Origin of the sequence: Pseudoclavibacter sp. RFBB5, from assembly GCF_002931555.1 — a bacterium.
In the GTDB taxonomy this organism is placed as follows: Bacteria; Actinomycetota; Actinomycetes; order Actinomycetales; family Microbacteriaceae; genus Pseudoclavibacter.
Genome location: NZ_PSTZ01000001.1, coordinates 1 through 19,797 on the forward strand (window position 1 = coordinate 1; position 19,797 = coordinate 19,797).

The 19,797-nt window shown below is 67.9% G+C and carries 17 protein-coding genes; 10 read left to right on the forward strand and 7 right to left on the reverse strand.

Features of this window, described 5'->3' with window-relative positions:
- A partial coding sequence (locus C5B97_RS00005; RefSeq protein ID WP_146080674.1) for an aldehyde dehydrogenase family protein occupies window positions 1-324 on the reverse strand: 324 nt, incomplete at its 3' end.
- A 189-nt stretch (window positions 325-513) separates the two neighbouring features.
- On the opposite strand from C5B97_RS00005, the gene C5B97_RS00010 reads away from it, so the two are divergent.
- Window positions 514-1,890, forward strand: a complete 1,377-nt coding sequence (locus tag C5B97_RS00010; protein ID WP_104310564.1) for an NAD-dependent succinate-semialdehyde dehydrogenase — start codon at window positions 514-516, stop codon at window positions 1,888-1,890.
- Window positions 1,891-1,925: 35 nt separating this feature from the next.
- Here the strand turns inward: C5B97_RS00010 and C5B97_RS00015 are convergent, their stop codons facing one another.
- Window positions 1,926-2,174 carry a DUF6458 family protein gene (locus tag C5B97_RS00015; protein ID WP_104310118.1) on the reverse strand — a complete coding sequence of 83 codons (249 nt, stop codon included), beginning with the start codon at window positions 2,172-2,174 and terminating at the stop codon, window positions 1,926-1,928.
- A gap of 151 nt (window positions 2,175-2,325) precedes the next feature.
- Between C5B97_RS00015 and C5B97_RS00020 the strand changes: the two genes are divergently transcribed.
- From C5B97_RS00020 to C5B97_RS00045, 6 genes are all read left to right on the forward strand, one after another.
- A complete protein-coding gene (locus C5B97_RS00020) occupies window positions 2,326-2,766 on the forward strand; it encodes a pyridoxamine 5'-phosphate oxidase family protein (protein WP_181026828.1) in 441 nt (146 codons plus the stop codon).
- Between the two features lie 2 nt (window positions 2,767-2,768).
- Window positions 2,769-3,887: a class I SAM-dependent methyltransferase gene (locus C5B97_RS00025; protein WP_146080675.1), complete on the forward strand. Its 1,119-nt coding sequence runs from the start codon at window positions 2,769-2,771 to the stop codon at window positions 3,885-3,887.
- Between the two features lie 94 nt (window positions 3,888-3,981).
- A complete protein-coding gene (locus C5B97_RS00030) occupies window positions 3,982-5,538 on the forward strand; it encodes an aminoglycoside phosphotransferase (protein WP_104310121.1) in 1,557 nt (518 codons plus the stop codon).
- Window positions 5,539-5,686: 148 nt separating this feature from the next.
- Entirely contained in the window at window positions 5,687-6,013 is a 327-nt protein-coding gene (locus C5B97_RS00035) for a hypothetical protein (protein WP_146080676.1), read from the forward strand.
- Window positions 6,014-6,055: 42 nt separating this feature from the next.
- Complete coding sequence (locus C5B97_RS00040) at window positions 6,056-6,337, forward strand: hypothetical protein (RefSeq protein WP_146080677.1); 282 nt, start codon at window positions 6,056-6,058, stop codon at window positions 6,335-6,337.
- A gap of 80 nt (window positions 6,338-6,417) precedes the next feature.
- Complete coding sequence (locus C5B97_RS00045; RefSeq protein ID WP_181026829.1) at window positions 6,418-7,461, forward strand: zeta toxin family protein; 1,044 nt, start codon at window positions 6,418-6,420, stop codon at window positions 7,459-7,461.
- Window positions 7,462-7,492: 31 nt separating this feature from the next.
- On the opposite strand, the gene C5B97_RS00050 is transcribed toward C5B97_RS00045, so the two are convergent.
- Together C5B97_RS00050 and C5B97_RS00055 are read right to left on the reverse strand one after the other, a co-directional pair.
- Window positions 7,493-8,830 carry an alpha/beta hydrolase gene (locus C5B97_RS00050; RefSeq protein WP_146080679.1) on the reverse strand — a complete coding sequence of 446 codons (1,338 nt, stop codon included), beginning with the start codon at window positions 8,828-8,830 and terminating at the stop codon, window positions 7,493-7,495.
- Window positions 8,831-8,917: 87 nt separating this feature from the next.
- The gene (locus C5B97_RS00055) at window positions 8,918-9,697 is read right to left on the reverse strand and encodes an L-threonylcarbamoyladenylate synthase (RefSeq protein WP_104254793.1); all 780 of its coding nucleotides are present in this window, start codon (window positions 9,695-9,697) and stop codon (window positions 8,918-8,920) included.
- 145 nt (window positions 9,698-9,842) lie between these two features.
- On the opposite strand from C5B97_RS00055, the gene C5B97_RS00060 reads away from it, so the two are divergent.
- Together C5B97_RS00060 and C5B97_RS00065 are read left to right on the forward strand one after the other, a co-directional pair.
- On the forward strand, window positions 9,843-10,805 hold the full coding sequence (locus tag C5B97_RS00060; RefSeq protein ID WP_104310126.1) for a hypothetical protein: 963 nt from the start codon (window positions 9,843-9,845) through the stop codon (window positions 10,803-10,805).
- 124 nt (window positions 10,806-10,929) lie between these two features.
- Window positions 10,930-11,346, forward strand: coding sequence for an META domain-containing protein (locus tag C5B97_RS00065; RefSeq protein WP_181026830.1), 417 nt, complete (start codon window positions 10,930-10,932; stop codon window positions 11,344-11,346).
- Between the two features lie 15 nt (window positions 11,347-11,361).
- On the opposite strand, the gene C5B97_RS00070 is transcribed toward C5B97_RS00065, so the two are convergent.
- Window positions 11,362-12,216 (reverse strand): hypothetical protein, encoded by an 855-nt coding sequence (locus C5B97_RS00070; RefSeq protein ID WP_146080680.1) that lies wholly within the window; start codon window positions 12,214-12,216, stop codon window positions 11,362-11,364.
- A gap of 189 nt (window positions 12,217-12,405) precedes the next feature.
- Window positions 12,406-17,808 (reverse strand): chitinase N-terminal domain-containing protein, encoded by a 5,403-nt coding sequence (locus C5B97_RS00075; protein WP_181026831.1) that lies wholly within the window; start codon window positions 17,806-17,808, stop codon window positions 12,406-12,408.
- Window positions 17,809-18,048: 240 nt separating this feature from the next.
- Between C5B97_RS00075 and C5B97_RS00080 the strand changes: the two genes are divergently transcribed.
- Window positions 18,049-19,137: a substrate-binding domain-containing protein gene (locus tag C5B97_RS00080; RefSeq protein ID WP_104310130.1), complete on the forward strand. Its 1,089-nt coding sequence runs from the start codon at window positions 18,049-18,051 to the stop codon at window positions 19,135-19,137.
- A 3-nt stretch (window positions 19,138-19,140) separates the two neighbouring features.
- On the opposite strand, the gene C5B97_RS00085 is transcribed toward C5B97_RS00080, so the two are convergent.
- Window positions 19,141-19,692, reverse strand: a complete 552-nt coding sequence (locus C5B97_RS00085) for a methylated-DNA--[protein]-cysteine S-methyltransferase (RefSeq protein WP_181026832.1) — start codon at window positions 19,690-19,692, stop codon at window positions 19,141-19,143.
- Window positions 19,693-19,797 lie beyond the last annotated feature (105 nt).

The window sequence follows — 19,797 nt, forward strand, 5'->3', positions numbered from 1 at the left end:
GCGCTGGATCTCACCGGCCGCGTCGGACACGACCTTGCCGTGCTCGGACGTGATGATCTTCGCGAGCTCGAGCTTCCGCTCGTTCAGCAGCTCACGGAAGCGGAACAGCACTCCCTGGCGCTTCGCCACGGAGGCGTTCGACCAGACGGGGAACGCGGCTTTGGCTGCGGCGACCGCGGCGTCGATCTCCGCCTGCTCCGCCAGCGCGACGTTCGCGGTGGCGACACCCAGGGCAGGGTTGAAGACCGGGGCTGTGCGAGCCGGCGTCGTCGTTGCGAGGGCGCCGTCGATCCAGTGCTGGATCGTGGGAAGTGCAGAGTCCACGTGTTACTCCTCGGGCTTGCTTGGCTGGTGGGATGGCTGGTGTCTGCGGAGCAGAAGCATGGTCAGACTACGGACGGCCACCCACGCCCGAGTGGCGGCTTTGTAGAGTCGAGGGTCAGCATTCGACCAAACTGGCAACGGGTTTTGCGTCAGACTGGCTTCGACACGATGGCCGAGCTGAGGAGCGACATGTCCGAGTACCGAGTGCAGAATCCTGCGACTGGCGAGATCATCGAGACCTTCGACGACGCGACGGATGCGCAGATCGAGCAGGCCGTCGCGAGCGCGGACGCCGTCTACCGCGAGTGGCGGGAGCGCAGCGTGCAGGATCGCGCCGCCGTCGTGCGGCGGGTCGCCGAGATCTTCCTCGAGCGCAAGGACGAGCTCGCGCACCTCATCGCCGTCGAGATGGGCAAGTCGGTGCAGGAGTCGATCGACGAGGTCGAGTTCGCGGCGTCGATCATCGACTACTACGGCGTGCACGGCCCGAGCCTCATCACCGACTTCGAGATCCCGAGCACGATCCCGGGCAAGGCGTACGTCGAGCACCGCCCCGTCGGCACCCTGCTCGGCGTCATGCCGTGGAACTTCCCGTACTACCAGGTGGCGCGCTTCGCTGCCCCGAACCTCGTGCTCGGCAACACCATCCTGCTCAAGCACGCCGACATCTGCGCGCGGTCTGCGCTGACCATCCAGGAGATCATGGAGCAGGCTGGCGTGCCGGTCGGTGGCTACCAGAACGTCTTCGCATCCCACGACCAGATCGCGACCCTCATCGCGGACGACCGCGTGCAGGGCATCTCGCTGACGGGATCCGAGCGTGCCGGCGCGATCATCGGCGCCCAGGCGGGCCGCAACCTCAAGAAGTGCGTGCTCGAGCTCGGGGGCATCGACCCGATGGTGGTGCTCGACTCTGACGACGTCGCGGCCGTCGCGCAGCAGGCGTGGGACTTCCGCGTCTACAACGTCGGCCAGGTCTGCAACTCGAACAAGCGCCTCATCGTCATGGATGACATCTACGACGAGTTCGTGGAGGAGCTCAAGAAGCTCGCCACGGGGCTCGTGCCCGGCGACCAGCTCGACCTCGCCGATGGCGCCTTCTCGCCCATGTCGAGCCGGACAGCCGCCGAGACGGTGCACGCCCAAGTGCAGAAGGCCGTGGCAGAGGGCGCGACCCTCGAGGTCGGCGGAGTGCTGTCAGACGGACCTGGCGCCTACTACTCGCCAGCCGTGCTCACGGGTGTCCCGCGCGACTCCGAGTCGTACGGTGTCGAGATGTTCGGCCCCGTCGCCACCGTCTACCGGGTGTCGAGCGACGAGGAGGCCCTCGAGCTCGCGAACGACTGCGCCCTCGGCCTAGGCGGCTCGGTCTTCTCGACCGACGAAGCGCGAGCCACCCGCGTCGCCCAGCGACTCGAGGTCGGGATGGCGCATGTGAACACGATCGCCGCGGAGGCCGCCGAGCTGCCATTCGGCGGCGTCAAGAACTCCGGCTTCGGTCGCGAGATGGGCCCCATCGGCATCGGAGAGTTCGCCAACAAGCGCCTGTTCTTCGTCTCCGCCTGAACCGGGCGGGCGCCCCGCTCAGGCGTTGGCGCCGGTCAGTTGCTGCGGTTCGTGCGCTCGATGACTTCCTGGCCCGTGTTGGGGTCGATGACCTTGCGGGTCGTGGAGGTCGACTGCTTGCGGCGGAGGGCGGTCACGAGGCTGATGATGAACACGACGGCACCCGCTCCCATGAGGATGTAGCCGATCGTCTTCAGGTCGACGAAGCCGTCGAGGTCGATGTTGATGGCGAACGCCAGGATGGCGCCGATGACGATGAGTGCGATGCCGCTGCCGTAGCCCATGGGATGACCTCCGTGTCGGATCGAGCGGACGTCGCTCGGGGTGCATCAAGTTTCGCACCGCTCGCGGCGTATATCGATGCTCAGTCTCCGATTCGTGGGCCTGGTGCGAAACGGTCAAGCGGTTCAGCCTGTCGCAGGCCATGATGGACCCATGGAAGACGAGCAACTCATCACCGTCCTGACCGACGAGGAAAGCCGCGAGCTCCTGCGGGCCACGAAGTTCGGGCGCCTCGCGTTCGCGGTGAACGGCCGCGTCGAGATCTATCCGCTGAACATCGTGTTCAGTGAAGACGACGGCGAGCTCGTCTTCAAGTCGGCGCCCGGTTTCAAGCTCGCGGGGGCCTCCATCGCGAAAGAGGTCGTCTTCCAGGCCGATGCGGTCGGTGACGGCTTCGCGACGAGCCTCGTCGCCCGTGGTGTGGCGCGAGTGCTCAGCACTGAGGCGGAACTCGAGCGGGCAGAGCAGCTCGACGTGCGCCCCCTCATCGCGACGCCGAAGAACGAGTATGTCGCCATCACGGTGGCGGAGGTCACCGGCCGCCGGTACATCACCGGTGACGAGCCCGAGCCGCTCATCGACACCGTCGCGTGACCGTGAGCGATTCCTCTCCGGGCCTGCCCTTGCTCGGCGTTCAGCCTGACCCCGTCGATCGCCTCATCCTCGATGAGGCTTCCGAACTCGAGGGTGTGGATGCGCCCCTCGCGGTCGTCGGCGACGGCACTGGTGCGCTTGCCGTCGCGGCTGCCGAGCGGTTCGAGCTCGACACGATCCGCACGTTCCACGACTCGGTCACGGATGAGCGGGCGAGCGACGAAGCGGTCCGGGCGAGCTTCCGCTCACTGAAGGCGGTGCGCTTCGGGCTCGAGCCAGCTCTTTTCGACGGGGTGCGGCTCGTTCTCCTGCGCCTCCCGAAGTCGCTCGCTGAACTCGACGAGGTTCTGCGGCTCGTTGCCGCGCACGCGCATCCGGACGTGCGCGTCGTGGCCGGCGGGCGCATCAAGCACATGAGCCGCGGCATGAACGAGACTCTCGAGCGGTCCTTCGCCTCCGTGTCCGCGAGCCTCGGCAGGCAGAAGTCGAGGGTGCTGCACGCGAGCGGTCCGAAGCCCGAGCTGCGCGACGCGGAGACCGGGTACCCGATCGTGCAGAACTCCGACGAACTGGGCTTCGCGATCGCGAGCCACGGCGGTGCGTTCGCGGGTCCTCGCCTCGATCTCGGCACGCGCGAGCTGCTTGCGGCGCTTCGTGACGTCCCCGCCGACGTGCTGCCAGAGCAGGGTGTCGGCGTCGACCTCGGCTGCGGCACGGGTGTGCTGGCGGTCTCGCTCGCAAGGCTCCGCCCGCGCTTCGAGGTCATCGCCAGCGACCGCTCCTGGACGGCGGTCGCCTCTGCCCGCGAGACGGCGCGGCTGGCTGGAGTCGAGGACCAGGTTGAGGTGCGTCGGGAGGACGCGGGGTCGAGCATCGAGTCCGCGACCGTCGACGTGGTGCTCCTGAACCCGCCCTTCCACGACCGCCACGAGGTCGTCGAGGACATGGCGCATCCGCTCTTCCAGCAGGCCGCGCGCATGCTGAAGCCGGGCGGCGCCATGCTGACGGTGTTCAACTCGGGCCTCGCTCATCGCGCCGCGCTCGAGCGGACCGTCGGCCCGAGCACGCAGATCGCTCGAGGCGCGAAGTTCACCGTCGTCCTCAGCCGAAGACGCGACTGATCGTCGCCTGCGCCCTGCCAGGCAACACAGCGGCGGATTGACGCGAACCGGCGGGCATCCGGTCGGTAGGCTGATCATCTGAACCGGAGGCGCAATGACCGATCTCATCCACATGCTTCGCGACTGGATGCCGAAGCAGCGCTGGTACTCGGGCGGTGAGGGCCGAGCACCGCAGCTCACCCACCTCGGCAGCTACGTGCTCGCCAACCCGAATGGCGAGGCGGGTGTGCACCTCGTGACGGTGCCGTGCATGCTCGATTCCTCCGGGGACGTGCCGGTCGTCTATCAGGTGCCGATCGTGCTCCGCGAGGTGGATGCGCGTGTGCCCGCCCTCGGGTACATCGGGTCGATCAGCAACGCGGCCGGGCGCGTGAGCGCCGTCGTGGACGGACCTCACGACATCGCGTTCGCGAAAGCGCTCCTGGCGCTGTTGGAGCGTGAGGGGCATGCGACCGGCGCTGGCGGGCGAACCGACATCGCGGCGTACGGTCTGCCGATGCCCGGGGCCGTCGTCGGCAGCTTCGTCACCAGCCGGGTGCTGTCGGGCGAGCAGTCGAACACGTCCATCATCTGCGAGATGCGGCTGCCGGATGGCAGCGATGCTCCACCGCTCATCCTCAAGGTGTTCCGGATGCTGCACGACGGCGAGAATCCGGAGGTGACGCTCCAGTCTGCGCTCACCGCGGCCGGATCGGTGCGGGTGCCCCCGGCCATCGGGCATCTCTCGGGCTTCTGGCCTGACCCGCGCACGAGCAGCGGTCGTGCGTCGGGAAACTTCGTGTTCGCGCAGGAGTTCCTTCCGGGCGTGGAGGATGCGTGGCGCGTCGCGCTTCGTGCCGCTGAGACGGGCGACGACTTCGGTGACGCCGCGTACACCCTCGGAACGGCAACCGCTGAGGTGCATCGCACGCTGCGCGACGTGCTTCCGAGCGTCGAGGCGACCGCCCCGAAGGTGCAGGCCGAGGTCGCCGCTATGCGCCAGCGGCTGGATGCGGCCATCGCGGTCGCGCCGTCGCTGGAGCGCCTGCGTGGTGCGGCAGAGGAGGTCTACGCGCGCGCGGCGGACATGAACTGGCCCCGCCTGCAGCGAGTGCACGGGGACCTTCACCTTGGCCAGGTGCTGGCCGTCGAAGATCGCGGCTGGGTGTTCCTCGACTTCGAGGGTGAGCCGCTGCGCAGCATCGAGCAGCGCAACACGGCGGATGCGCCGCAGCGTGACATCGCCGGAATCCTTCGCTCCTTCGACTACGTCGCAGGGTCGCTCGAGATGACGACCGGCCGCAACGTCGCGGGCGATTGGGCCGCGCGGGCGCGTCAGTCGTTCCTCAACGGCTACGCGGCAGCAGTGAGCGGTGAGCCGCGGGTCGGTCGCCACACCGGTGCGATCACCCTTGACGGACGGGCGGCCCGCCGACAGGCGCAGGATGCACGCGACGGTGGCAGCGCTCGGGAAGGCGCGGGCGAGGGCCCGTCAGGCGGCTATCCGCGACCGGACGCGTCGGAGAATCGACCGCTGAGCGCTGCCGAGGCTGCTGCGCTCATCCGCGTGTTCGAACTCGACAAGGCCCTCTACGAAGTGATCTACGAAGCGTCGCAGAGGCCGGCCTGGCTGCGGATCCCCGTGCGGGCGGTGCAACGCATCCTCGCCTGAGCGGAGGCGGGTTGCCGCTCGGCCCCTGGTCCCTGATGTCTGGTCGTCGGTTTGGGATGCAGACGAAGTTATCCACAGATCAGGCACGCCATCGTTCCGGTTGCGTACTCGCGACTACGTTCGCGAGTACGCAACCGGAAGGACGTACGTGACGCGTGACAACACTTTCAACAGCTTCGTGACCGACCCGCGAGGGGTGCCGAGCGCCGGAGGCTACTCGCCCGAGGTGTACGACCTGCTGCTCGACGCGGGTGGGCGACTGGCTTCGTTCTACGCGGCAAGAGCCGCCCGAGCTCGAAGCGCCCACGAGTACCGGCGCTGGCAGGACAAGCTCGCCGCGCTCCGCGAGGAGATCGCCGACGTCGATGCGCAGTCGAACGTGAGCGTCGTCGCGAAGCGCAACGAGCTGATCGAGCGCTACCGCGCCGAGACGCGCGGCAGCGAAGGGGCGGGCACCGTGCGCGGCGCGAGCTGACCGACGGCGATGCGTGCAGACAACCACGATGAGAGGACGAGCATGACCGAGGAACCCCAGAACGACGAGCGCGTCGAGCCTGTCGAGCCCGCCGACGACTACGACCCCATGATCTACGACGCGATGCGTGAAGCCGCGAACCGGCTTCGGAGCCTCTATGTCGCTCGACAGAACGAAGCGAGTTCTGAGGAGGAGCGGCAGCGCTGGCTCGAGAAACAGATCAGCGTTCGTGTTGAAGCTGACAACGTTGACACGTATTCGCTAGGGGCCGTTCAAGAGCTACGAGCGTCATTCGTTGCGCGGTTCAAGGCGGAGGAGCGTTGAATCTGCGGTCCGAGCTGTCCCGAGAAGAGCTGAACGCCATCTTCCGACGGTCGATCGAACCGGAAATCGAAGCGCTCCGTGTGAGCAATGAAGCTCTGGAACCGACGCTGGTTCTGGTCGGCGCCCAGCCTGGCGCAGGCAAGACTCGAACAGTCGGGCGTGCTCAGAAGGAGCATGTCGGTTCCAGTGCAGTTGTGGGTGACGACCTCCGCGTATTTCACCCCGACTACGTTCGTCTCATGCGTGAGGATCCGCTGCGGATGCCGGAGGTGACGGCGCAGGCGGCGGGTGCGTGGGCGCGCATGTCGAGCGACTACCTGCGGGAGCGTCAGGCGTCGGTTGTGTTCGAGACGACGTTCAGGCAGCCGGACGCGGTCGTGGCGACGGCGAAGGAGTTCCGGGATGCTGGCTACCGCGTCGAGGTGCGTGCGCTTGCCGTTCCCGAGGCCGTCTCACGCCTCGGGGTGCTGTCGCGCTATGCGGAGCAGGTGCGCGACCAGGGAGTGGGCCGTTGGACGCCGCAGGAGTTCCACGACAACGCCGCCGAGCAGATGCCGAAGTCGCTCGAACGGGTGATCTCCGAGGGCTACGTGGACAGGGCGCTCGTCGTCGACCGCGCCGGCCGCGCGCTCTACGCCGCCGACATCGACGCCGCCCTGGCGAGCTCGCCCGACGCGAGAGACGGCGTTCACGCTCGCACCGCTGTCGACAACGGCAGGGCGCTCGAGAACCTCGACCGTGCCTCCGCCCGCTCGTGGCTCGGCACGCTTGACCGAGACGCGAACGACGTCCTCGACCGCGCCACCCTGGGCCGCGACGTGCTGTCCACCATCGACGACCTCCGCCGCGACGGAGCCCGAATCGCACCCCTCGCGCACGAACCGAACAGCGCGGCAGCGTCCACCGCAGCCGCCAGGCTCACAGCCCTCGGCGACCGAACCAGCCAAGCGCGAGACGCTCTGGAACGCAGAACAGGGCACGACCAAGCTGCCGCTGCGCCCACACAGCAGCTGCAGTCGCAGCTCACCACCACACTCGACACGACACTCGGCACCAGTTCCCGGCTGCAGCCTGAAGCCGTGCGCACGCACACGCAGCAAGCAGCCCCTGTCCAAGAACGCTGAACCAACACCGAGGGCACCGGGCTGCGTCAGGTCAACCGACCCGGCGCAGCTCCGGCTCCCGCACCCGCAGGAACGGCGCATACGGCAGCAGGAACCGCTGCGCCAGCCGACCGAGCACGCCGGCGTCCGGAGCCAGCTCCACCTCAGCTCCACCACCCACCAGCACCGCAGCCAGATTGCGCTTCGCGGTCGTACCCCACTGCTCCAAGATCGACGTGTGCCCCGTCAACAGGTCCCTGAAGGCCAACGGCGCCCCAGAGGCGCGCTTCTCCTGCGCCGCACCCAGCACACCCGTCTCAAGACGAACAACACCCTGCGCGTGCGCCGGATCCGCTCCGTGCCCGAAATGCCCCGCCCGACCCAGGAACGGGAGATGCACGTTGATGCCGAGAATCGGACCAACCGACGGATCCACAGGGGACAGCAACGCATAGTGCGGCACACGAGCCGACGCCGGCAGATCATCAAGCGACGTCACCCCATGCCCAAGACCAGCGCTCGACACATGCACGACCCGATCCACGCGCATCCCCAACGACATGGCACGCCCCGTCACCCCACCGCCGAAGCTGAAGCCGAACGCCGTCAACGCCACCCGTCCATCCCGAGGAATCGCGTTCACGAACGCCCCGAGCTTGCGGGCGAGGCCATCCGCCATCGCGGCCGACAACGCCAGCGGGCCACGAGGGAAACGGCCACCCTGCCACACCACCAGCCCAGCCTCCCCAGCTGGTGCGAGCTTCAACAACTCCGACATGGTGTGCGCCTTGCCCTCGAAGTCCAACAACCTCGCCTCATTGCCAGGCACGAAGATGCCCACCGAGGAGACACCCTCCGCAAACGGAGAAGCCATGGGATCCTCCGACTCCGAGATCGCAGTCCCCACGTACTCGACGATCGAATCCCGTTCAGGATCGAACGCGAGCACGAACCGAGGCTTCCCACCACGATCCACGAAACCGCGACCGCCGTGCAGCTCCTTCAACTGATGCACAAGACGCTCGCGGTCACGCAGCTCACCCCGGCTCGCGTCCGCCAGGATGCTCTTGATCTCGCCACCCGCGAACGCGCTCGCACTACCGAGAGCCCGCTCGATGGAGGCGCCGGACTCGAGCGCCTTGATGGCCCGCCCAAGCGATTCCTGATTCGCGCGCACACGCAGGGCCCACGGAATGCCCTCGAGGTTGCCGACGAGAAGCGGCACCTGCTGCAGCAGCCGCGCCCGCTCCGAGGCAGACAATGCACCCCACCACTCCCGCGTCGTCGCGGCCGAGGGCGGCGCGTTCAGCACGCGGCGCAGGCGCCCGCGCGAGATCGGCCTCGACTCGATCAGGCGGGTGAGGTCAGCTAACGAAGAACGGGCTCGCACGCAGAAAGCGTAGCGAGCCCGTCCGACAATCCACGACGTGAATCTGCCGAGGCACAGGAGGCGGTCAGCCCCCGGCGCCAGCCAGAATCAGTAGTACTCGCCCTGGCGGAAGTCCCAGCTGTTGAACGATTCGGCGAGGATCGCCATGATGCGGTTGATGTCGAGGCCCTTGCGGATCACGACGGGCGCCGGCGAGATCGAGCGCTGGCCGCCCTGCTCGGGGATGAGGGTGCCGTCGGCATCCACCATCGAGATCATGACGCCCTGCTCGTGGCGCGTCTCCGTCGTCGCCTCCGGCTGGATTGACGCGACGTAGTCGTTGGCCTCGATGATGAGGTCGGCGCGGTCGTGGATGCGTTCGCCGATGCCCTCGACAAGGCCGCGGTTGCCCTTGCCGGACGGGTTCGCGGAGCTGGCGAACGCGAAGCGGCCGTGCTTCTCGTAGAGCTCCTTCGCGAGCTTCTCGCCGGGGACGCCGAACTTGATGACGAAGCAGCTCGTGCCGCGGCCGTCCATCATGAGCTCCTTGGTGCCGTCATCGGGAAGGGCGGCGACGGCCTCTTCCTTCCACGGCAGGATGCAGCCGAGGAGGATGTCGTCGTTCCAGTGGCGCTCGTAGAAGGCGTCGATCTCCGGCGTGAGCTGCGCGAGCGCACGGAGCTGCTCGAGCGAGCCGCAGAGCACGACGCCCGGCTTGTTGCGGTTGCGCTCCTTCGCCTCGAACTTGCGCTCGAGTCCCTCCTTGTCGGAGGTCATGATGATGTAGCCGACCTTCGTCGGGACGACGACGAGTCCGCCGTCTCCGGTGAGGATGTCGACGGCTTCTGGCTGCACGTCGCCGTTCCACGCGATCAATTTGCTGTCCATAGCTGCGTTTCTCTCGAGAGTGGTGCTCGGGCTCGTCGAGCCGGAGTGAACTGTCGCGTCCGCTTGGGTCGCGTCGAGCATCGATCCTACTTGGTGTTGGCGCTCGACCAGGGTCGGGGGAGCCTCCGCCCGTAGGCTTGAGGGCATGGAGACTCCCCAGCAGGTCCCAGAAGACGGTGCTTCTCCGGAGCCCGAGCCGGAGCCCGAGCTCGAGGCGCTGGTCGTCGCATCCGGCTCCCGCCCGACCACGTCTGACGAGGCGGCTGCGGTGCTCGAGCGGTTTCTACGCGAGACGGTCCCCCCGATCTTCGACCTCGACCCGACCATGGACGTGCGCGGTTTCGATGCGGCGCGCGTCACCGCGCATCCTCTTGCCGGCGACCTCGTGGGGCTCGACCTCGACTTCTCGGGCCTCGAGGTGACCCTCGATCCGACGGTCGTGGACACCCCGCCGGCGCCCGACTTCCCGGCGTTCGGCACCGAGGTGTCGAGGGCGGATGCGAAGGTCGCCGAGGTGCGTGCGCGTGCGCTCCCCATCCGCATCCAAGACGTCGACGTCGATGCGACGGTCACGGCGACCGGGGTGCACGTCGACTGGGCGGAGGACGATCTCGGTCAGCTGGCCCTCGCGCTCAAGCGCGGCACGGCCGGGGGTGAGGCCGTGACGGTCTTCCCCGTCGATGCCCTGTCGATCGATCTCTCGGCGCAGCAGCAGGCAGTGTCGGACGCCGTGGCCAAGTTGGTGCAGGAGTCGGCCGCCAGCCAGGGGTTCAGTGTGCCGCGCCTGGAGATCGGGCTGACGCAGGCCGGGCCTCGCGGAGTGCACGTGCACGTCTCGGGCAAGGTCAAGCGCGGGCTGCTGGGGGCCAGTCTGCTCTTCTCGACGGAGGCTCAGCTCGGCGACGACCTCAAGCTGCGGCTGCTCAAGCCCGCGCTCACGAGCCACAACCCCATCATCGGGCTGCTGCTGCTCGCCGTGCGGAAGCAGGTCCGCGAAGAGCTGAAGGACCCGATCGACCTGCGCGACCTTCAGCTCGACCCGCTGAAACTCGACGATGTGCAGTTCGAAGTCGGCGAGCGCCTACGGCTGCGCCTCGACTACAAGTAGACGCGCGGCGGCGGAGGCCGCGCCTTCCCGGGGAAACGCAGCGCTTCATGGCCGAGAGGAAGGACTCTCCGTAAGGTGATGACGAGAGGACGAGCGGAGAAAGCCCGCGGAGACCGGAGGAATCGTGCACAGCCAGCCCAAGTCCCGCCGCGCTCGGGTGGCCTTGTCGTTCCTCGCCCTCGTCGCCCTCGCTCCTGCAGGCTGTGCTTCGCCGTCGCTCTCTGAAGCGGAACTGGTCGGCACCTGGGCGGTGAGTCGATCACCAGTTGGTGTCCCTCCCGAGTTCGCGATGGCGACGATCGAGTTCACCGACGAATACGCGTTCACCGGAGCTGGCTGCAACGGTGCAGGTGGTGCCTATTCTGTGCGAGGCAACGCAATCCGAATAGGCTCCTGGTCAGCGACGGAGGTGGGTTGCGATCCGAAACTCCACGAGGTAGAGGACTTGCTCTACAGCGGCTTCACGGACCTCACTATCGAAGGTGAAGAGATCGTGATGCCGACGTCGGCCGGAGAAGCTCGCTTCATTCGCGAGGGCTGAACCCAGACGTCCGCGTCAGCCGGCACCTCCGCTCGACCGAACCTCTTGCAGAGCGACGGCGATCTGCTCCGCTTTTCCGAAGCTCGTTAGGCCCAGCCAGAGCATCAGCGTCATAGACGCGAACGACGCCATGCGCGGAAACTCTTCGCCGCCCGAAAGAGCTAGCTGAGCGCCGATGGCCGCGACCACCGCAACGGTCGCGCTGGCCGCGATGGGGACGAGCAATGGGTAGACGGCACGTCGTTGATCGATACCTTCCTGCAGGTCCTCGAGCCTGGCGGTATTGATGCGTATGCGGTCATTCGCGGGATTGATGGATTGCTCGAGGAGCCTTCGTGTGCTGCGATCAAGCGTCGCATCCCGGTGAGCGATAGCCAGCCAGGCGAGCAGGAGCACGAGTAAGAGGACCAGTGCTCCGGTCACGCCGAACAGCGCGGCACTGAGGCCCGTCTGCCAGGGTTCGGGAGCATCGGTGAGGCCCAGGGTCATCCAGACGCCCGCGCCCGCGCCGAGGAGCCCTGCGATGATCAGGGCGCGCCTGCGCGCTGGTGGCAGCAGAGGTGGAAGATGCTCCAGGGTGGCGCGCCAGCCGAATGTTGTGATCGGTACGTCAGGAACATCCATTTCGCGGATCTCACCTGGGCCCAGAGCAGTGAGAACACCCGGCCCGGCCTTCGCCATCCTGGCGTCACCCCAGCGAAGGCCAAGCAGCGCGGCCGGCGCCAGGACGAGAGGGAACCCGACGAGGGCGATGAAGATCACCCACCCAGTCGGAGTGCCGAGCAGCGCAGCAGCTGCCACTATTCCAATGAGCAGCAGGGCCGCCGCGAGGACGGCGAACATGCCTGTGCGGTTGCGGTCCTTCGGCATCGACGCCTCCATTGTCGGATCGCTCTTCGGTCAGCACGATGAGCCGTTTGGTCGATGATCACGCTATCGAACGGGCGCGGCGAGTGACTGAGGAAAGGCGATCCCGTCGAGTGCCTTGCGCTCGTCCTCGAGTACCGCTGGCTGGGCGCCGCATCCACCTGCGATACGGCGCCCACCCAGTGCGTGCGGCTACTTCGTGACCGAGACGGTGTGCGTGGTGCTCACCGTGCTGCCTGCGGCGTTGATGAACTCGACCGTGTACTCGTACTGGCCAGGGGCATTGCCCTCGACCTCCAGCACCGCCTTCTGGGCCGCGGGGCTCGCTGCGGTGAGCGTGCCGGCGCCGACCTCGACACCGTTCTCGAGGAACCGGTAGGAGGTGGCGTTGGTGCCCCACCAGAGGTTCGCGGTGACGGTGTAGCTGCCGTCTCCGTCCCAGTTGTCCGAGGAGAGGGACGGCGCGCCGGGGGAGGCGTTGGTCACCGTCACCGTGAGCGATTCCGTCGCGGTGATCCCCTTCGAGTTCACCAGCTCGCCGGTGAAGACGTAGGTTCCGTTCTTCAGGCCGGCGATGTCGACGACAGCTGACTGCGCCGCCGGTGAGTTCATGCCGAGCGGTGTCGTGCTGACCAGCTGGCCGTCTTGGTAGAGGCGGAAGACGGAGCCGTTCTCACCCCACCACAGGTTCATGGTCAGCTGGAACTCGCCGTCGCGGAGGCCGGTGTTCCAGCCGTCGTTGGAGGAGAGCACGCCCTTGCCTGGCGCCTTCGTCGCACCGTCGTCCGTGGGAGCTTCGCTCAGGGTCACGGGTGCGGTCGCCGCCGAGCGGGGGCTCTCTCCGGAGGCGTTGACGCCGGTCACCTCGTAGGAGTGCGTCGAGCCGGGAGCGAGCCCCTCGACGGTGCAGCTCGTCTCGGTTGCCTCGCAGACCGGGTCCGAACCGCCCGCCTCGTAGACGCGGTAGCCGGTGAACCCTGCACCGGTGTCCTGGAGGTCGTCCCAGGACACGGTGATGGCGGTGTCGCCCGCTTGCGTCGCGACAGCGTTCTGCGGGGTGCCGGGCAGCGTTTCGTCGGCGACTGCCAGCCAGGAGATGACCGGCTTCTCGCCGCCAGCGCCCTCGTTGGTCACGAGGTAGTCGACCGTGGCTGCCTCCGAGAGCGTGAAGGTCAGCCCTGCGGAGAGCTTGGGGGTGGAGCCGGAGAGCGGGATGCTTCCCTTCGCGAGCTCCGTGCCATTGACCGACACGGTCTGGTACATGGTCCTGCTCAGGTTCCACCACTCGGTGAAGCCACCGGTCAGCGTGTAGGTTCCGGCCTCGAGTGGGAGCCGGTAGCTCAGCTTGGTGGTGTCCTGGTAGAGACCCGTCGAGTACTTGTCCTTGAGGTCGGTTCCGGTCTTCAGCTTCATGCCATCCGCGACATGCCCCCATTGCTCGGCCGACGTGGAGACCTGGTCGACCTTGTCGTTGCGCAGTTCATCGACGGCGGCTGACACTGCCGCGTATTGCGGCGAGGCGACACCGTTCGTCCCGGCGTCGATGAAGTAGACGAGCCCTGGCGGGACGATCTCGAACTGCGCGACGACCGGTGCGTCGCTGTCGTAGAGGCGTCCGTGCGCCGTGATCGTCTCGTACTCGGTGCGGGCCTGCTCGTGGGCGGCTGGCTCCCACGTGACGGCCCGTTCGACGTCTGCGACCATCACCGTGTCGGGGAGCGGGTCATCGGTGTCGAGCACGCCCTGCACGCCGAGGTCGCGGGGCAGCGTCTGCACGTAGACGAGCGCGAGTCGGGCGTTGTAGCCGCTCGTCCCGTTGGTGCCGAACTCAAGCTCGACGACGGCTTCCTCGTCGAGCGTCAGCGTCTGCGCGATCGGCGTCGCCGACCCTGTCGAGACCGCGGTCTTCGAGGTGGTCTCGCCGTTCGCGGTGAGTTTCGCGGACAGGTTCGTCGTGAGTCCGGCACGGGGTGCCTGCACGCCGACGATGTTGTAGGAACCGGCGGGGAGAGTGAGGTGGTAGGTCACCGGCTTGTTGAAGTCGGCGCCGATGTACGACGACCCCCAGTCCTGTGGGGTGCCGCCCGCGAGCGTCGTCGCCGCAGTCGAGTACCCCCACGTGCTGCCTGGGGCCGCGCCGTCCCACTTCTGATCGGCAGTCTCGTTGCGGAGCTCGGGCGAGACGGCCGCCGCGGCCGCATGAGCTGAACCTGCTGCTGACCCGCTCGAGCCAGAGTCGATGAAGTAGTCGAGGTCCGCGGGGATGACGAGCACGCTCGCCGAGAACCGCTGGTAGACGCCGGCTTCGGTCTTCTCCGCGGTCCGGCCGGTGGCCGTGAAGGTCGCAAGCTCACCCGTGGTCTTCGCGCTGGCGTTCGACGCGGCAGTCCAGATGACATCCGCCTCGGTCCCCGAGAGCGTGAGGGAACCGGGCAGGGCACGCTCGGCCGTGGTGATGGCGACGGAACCCAGGTCGGTCACGTCGGCGCTCACATCCTTCGGGGTGAGTGCGTCTGCAGCGGATGCGAGTCGCGCTTCGATCGCCGTCGCGCCTTCGACGTCGAGTCCGTACCCGACCGGGTCGGCGACCGCGGACTGCGCCGCCGTTCGAGCGGCAGCGAACGGGGCCCATGACTGGGGTGCGTAGTCAGCCTCGACGAGCTGCGCGACGGTGGAGACGGCTTCGGTGAGTGCTCCCGTGTCGACGCGCGTCGAATCCGCGACTGCACTGATCGTGGCGACCGAGTCGACGTTGAGCGAGCTGTCGTTGGCCGTCTTGACGACGACGGTGTGAGCACCGTTCGCGAGGCCGCGGAGCGTGAACGTCGTTCGGGCGCTGCCCGCGCTCCAGGTCGGGGCTCCGAGCGCGACGGGGATCCCATCCACCTCGACATCGAGCGTTGCAGTTCCGGGGTTGGAGCCGATGATGTCCAGGCCCGTTCCGGTGAAGGAGTAGCTCAGCGCGGCGCCCTTGGCAGTGCTCTTGGATGCGGTTCGCTGCCACTCGAACATGCCCTGTCCGTTGACGTGGCTCCAGTTGGCGTCGAACTCGAGCACCGGCGTCGACGTGTTCGACCAGCTGCTCTGGTGCATCCCATCGATGATCTGCGTGGCGTATGGCGTGTATCCGGGCAGCGTCTGGATCTTCAGGTTGTCGAACTGCACGAAGTTGAAGCTGGATCCGAGTTGGATGCGCCCGGTTGCCTGCGGCGCGGCGTCCGTGTACGTGGCGATCTGCACGCCGTTGATCGAGGCCGTGTACGTGTCGGCGGCGACGGTCACGGCGATGGTGTTCCAGACGCCCGCGCCCGCGTTGAACGCGACGTCCGCGTTGCCTGCCACGGTGCCCGTGGCGAGCGTCGTGCCGTAGCGGGTGAAGGTCCACGCTCCGGTGGGCTCGACCTTGAGCTCGGCTGCCGAGACGTTCTGCCCGTTCGCGGTGCCGCCCTGCTCTCGGGCGCCGATGGTCGCGTACTGCGCCCCCGCGGCTTCGAAGAGCACGTCGGCCGACACGGTGTAGTTCGCCCAGCGGGCGTCGCCGATCGTCGTCTTGGGGTCGCCGCTGTTCCAGGCGCCTCCGGCCATGCCTGGGCCCACCTGCTGCCTGAGCACGCGGCCGTGGGCGGCATCCGCCGTTGCGACCGACTCGAATGCGCCGTTGGTGTCGTTCGTGTACCGGGGGGTCACGCCCTGATCTTCTGGCTGCAGGGCTGGCGTCCCGTTCGGCTTCGCCTTGGCGCCGCGGCTGTCCAGGAATGACTCGCCGGAGTCGACGAGCGATCCGGTGGCAGGGTCGTAGCCGCTGATGTTGCCGGTGCTGGCGTACTCGAAGTCGTCGGCGTAGAGGAACGTGTCGGCGGCGACACCGTTCTGGGCGCCGGTCGAGTCCGTGTCCAGGACGTCACGGCCGCCGGCCGGGTCCGTGTATTCGGGGGACGTGGGCAGTGCGCTCGCGTAGCCGTCCTTGGCGGTGAGCGTGCCGTCGGCTGCTGCTGTCGCCTGGTCGAGCGTCGTGAGGGTCATCGAGGACCAGGGTTTGACCTCGACCGTGTAGAGCCCGTCCCCGTTCGGCTCGATCTCCCCGACGGGTGCGAGGTAGTTGGCGTTGTACGCCTGCCCGGCATCCGCGGCGCGAGTCTCCCAGAGCTCGGCCGTGCGGTCTGCGCCGAGGGCCATGTCCTTCGCCGTGATGCGGTAGCTCTTCGTGAAGCTGCTGTCGTTGATGATGACGGTCGAGAAGTCGCTGGCATCTGGAGCCGCCAGGGTCGTGTAGGACGCGCCTCCGAGACGTGCGCCGTCCGGCGGGTTGCCCTTTCCGAGCTGGCTGTCGGAAGCCTGCGGGATGGCACGCCAGATGCCGGCGGTGTTGTCGTCGTTCTCCCAGCCGAGCTTCGCGAACTTGGTGAACTGCTCGATCATGGCGAGACCGCCGTCGTAGTACAGCCAGCCGGACCACGGGTCGCGAGCGCTCACGAGCTCCTTGGACGAGTACTGGAACCCGTCGTAGAACGAGCCGATCGCGGGCTGGAAGATGTTGAGGGTGCGTCGCGACTCGTCGAACCCGGTCGTCACCCAGTTGCCCATCTCGAGAGCGCTGTTCGGCCCGCCGAATCCGGTGCCCGTTCCGCCCTGCTCGTCGCTGTTGGTGTTGTTCGGGCGGTCGGCCGAGTTGGAGAACGTGGACTGGCCCTCCGAGTTCCACACCTCCTTGTCGAGCTGCTCGGCCACCTTCTTGAGGTTGCCGGCGCTGTCGTCGGCGCTCGAGTAGTGGAAGCCCACGACGTCCACCGCGTCGCGCAGCGAGGAATCGGTGGGGGACATCATCTCGTTGCCGAAGGACACCGGCGGGGTGCCGACCGTGTCGGCGGCGACCGTCTCGATGGATCGGTAGAGGTCCCGCTCCTCCTCCGAGGCGAAGCCGCTGTTCGGGTCTGCCGAGCTCGTGCCCTCGTAGCCCTTCTCGTCGCCGCGGAGCCAGCCGGAGAAGTCCTTGTACAGCTGGATCTCGGGGGTACGCGTCTCGTTCGCGTCCGGGTTGATCGAGTCGACCATGATCCCGTACTCGCGGTAGGCGGCGAGCACGGTGTTCTTGAACCAGATGTACTGGGCGGCGTGGTCGGTGGCCCAGGCCGGCCGGTTCCAGCGCAGGATGCTGACGTGCACGTCGCCGTGCGCGACGAGCTGCGCGTCGGCGGCGAGCTGGAAGCCCGGCTCGCGCTGCACGTTGGGGTACTCGTCACGCGTGCGCATCGTCGACGGGTTCGGTCCCGTGGAGGTGTTGCGGTCGTTGCCCATCTCGATCTTGATGGTGTTCATGATCGGGCGGTCGCCCCCGAAGAGGGTCTCGATGAGCTCCCAGTACTTCTCCGGATGCTGCGACTTGTAGTCGAGGAGCAGCGCGCTCGTCGAGTTGGCGGTGAGGACGCCGAAGCCCTTGAAGGTGAGCCCGTTCACGTTCTCGGCGGCCGCCGCGACGTCTGCGGCGTCGATGGTGACCGAGACCGGGTCTGATCCTGCGGCCTGGGCAGGCGTCGGTGAGACGAGGACCGGGGCGATCATCGCCGCCGCCGTCGCCGCGATGAGGGACAGGCTCATCCGCCTCCTGCGAGCTCCCGGGGTGCTCGAGACTCGATCGAGCCGCTGGTCCTGAGGCATGTGCGCTCTCCGTTCTGTGCGCTGTCCGCGCTGCCTCGTCGACCGAGTGCGCGGCGGGCACGACTGTGTGCTTCCGAGCTGATCTTGGAGGGGGCCCGGGGAAAAGACCAGCAAAACGAACACGATCGTTCATGCTCGACGCGAAGCGAACACCTCTGTACGCTCGGATCCGTGGAAGACATGCCGCAGTTCGGTCTGACGAGGCGAGAACGCATCCTCGGCGAGCTCCGGCGCGCGGGCTCCGTACGAGTGGCTGCGCTGGCGCGGCAGCTCGAGGTGTCCGAGCTCACGATTCGGCGTGACATCACGAACCTCTCCGACCGAGGTCTCCTCACCAGGGTTCACGGCGGCGCGACCCTGCGGAGTCGCCTCGACACGTCGGTGCCAACGGTCGCAGCACAGGCCACCCCGATCCGCTTCCGGGTCGGCATGGTCACCCCCTCGCTCAGCTACTACTGGCCGCAGGTCATCGTCGGGGCGCGGGCGGCGGCCACCGACCTCGGCGTGCAGCTGGTGCTCCGCGGCGCCAGCTACTCCGTCGATGATCAGCGTCGACAGATCTCGTCCCTCGTCGAATCCGGAGGCCTGCACGGGATCATCGCGGCGCCGGAGACCAGCGGCCCCGACGGTTGGGCGCTCCTGCACTGGCTGGAGTCTCTCCCGGTGCCCGTCGTGCTGGCGGAACGCCATGCCGCGTCTGTCGGCTCGCTCACGAGTCTCGAATGGGTCACCACGGACCACGTCTTCGGCGGTTCCCTCGCGGTCGAGCACCTTGCGGCGCTCGGACACCGCAGGGTCGGCATCCTGACGTCGGCGGGTTCCCCGACCTCAGCGCAGCTGCGGCAGGGGTGGACCGGCGCCGTCAAGGAGCTCGGCCTTGAGACGGCCGTCGACGTCGACGCGAATCTCGACGCCATGGACGGGCAGGCGAGGGAGGAGCTCATCGCCCGACTGCTCGACGACTGTCGCCGGGCCTCGGTGAGCGCCCTGCTCATCCACTCGGATCCTCAGGCGGTCCTCCTGCAGCAGTACGCCCGCGACCATGGCTGGTCGATTCCGCAAGACCTCGCGATCATCGCCTACGACGATGAGGTGGCGCAGAATGCCGAGCCGCCCATCACGGCGCTGCGTCCCCCGAAGCAGCACATCGGGCGCCTGGCTGTCGAGACGATGGTGTCTCGCCTCGACGAGGGGCCGAGTCGCCCGGTCCAGCGCACACGGGTCCTCCCCGTGCTGCACGCGCGCAGGTCGACCGCCGTCCCCTCCTGACCGTCAGCGGCCCATCCCCATCGCCCGCTCGTGGTCGATGAGCGCCTGCCGCACGGCGATGTCGGCGGCGTGCCCCGCGAGCTTCCCGCTCGCCCGCACGATGCGGTGGACGGGCACGAAGAGGCCCACGAGGCAGGCGCCGCAGGCGCTCGCGGCAGCCCTGGCGGCGCGGGGATTCCCCGCGATCGCGGCCACGTCGCCGTAGCTGGCGAGGGTGCCTGGCTCGACGAGCCTCGCCGCCCGCCACATGGCGCGGCGCAGCTCGGTGCCGTCCTGGTGGATGTCGATGGTCTCGAGCAGCGCGGGGTCGCCGTCGTCGTAGGCGCGGACGGCGGCGAGCGCCGGGTCGGTGTCGCCGAGCGCCTGCACGTCGAGGAGCTCCGACTGGCGGCCGAACACCGAGTAGGCGAGCGAGCTGGGGTTGCCGAAGCCGGCCGCGCGCACCGTGTCCGAGTCGCCCGCCTTCACGACGGAGAACTGCTCGCCCAGCAGCTCGACGCTGCCGACGCGGAGCGAAAAGGAGGGGGCGGTTCTCTCGTCGTGGGTATCGGCCATGGCAAGAACTCTGCCACGTTCGGAGAAGTCCTGATCAGGCGCGGAAGTGGGCGGCATGCGCGACGCTGGGAGTTGACTGAGGGAGGCCGCCGATGGTGGCACTGG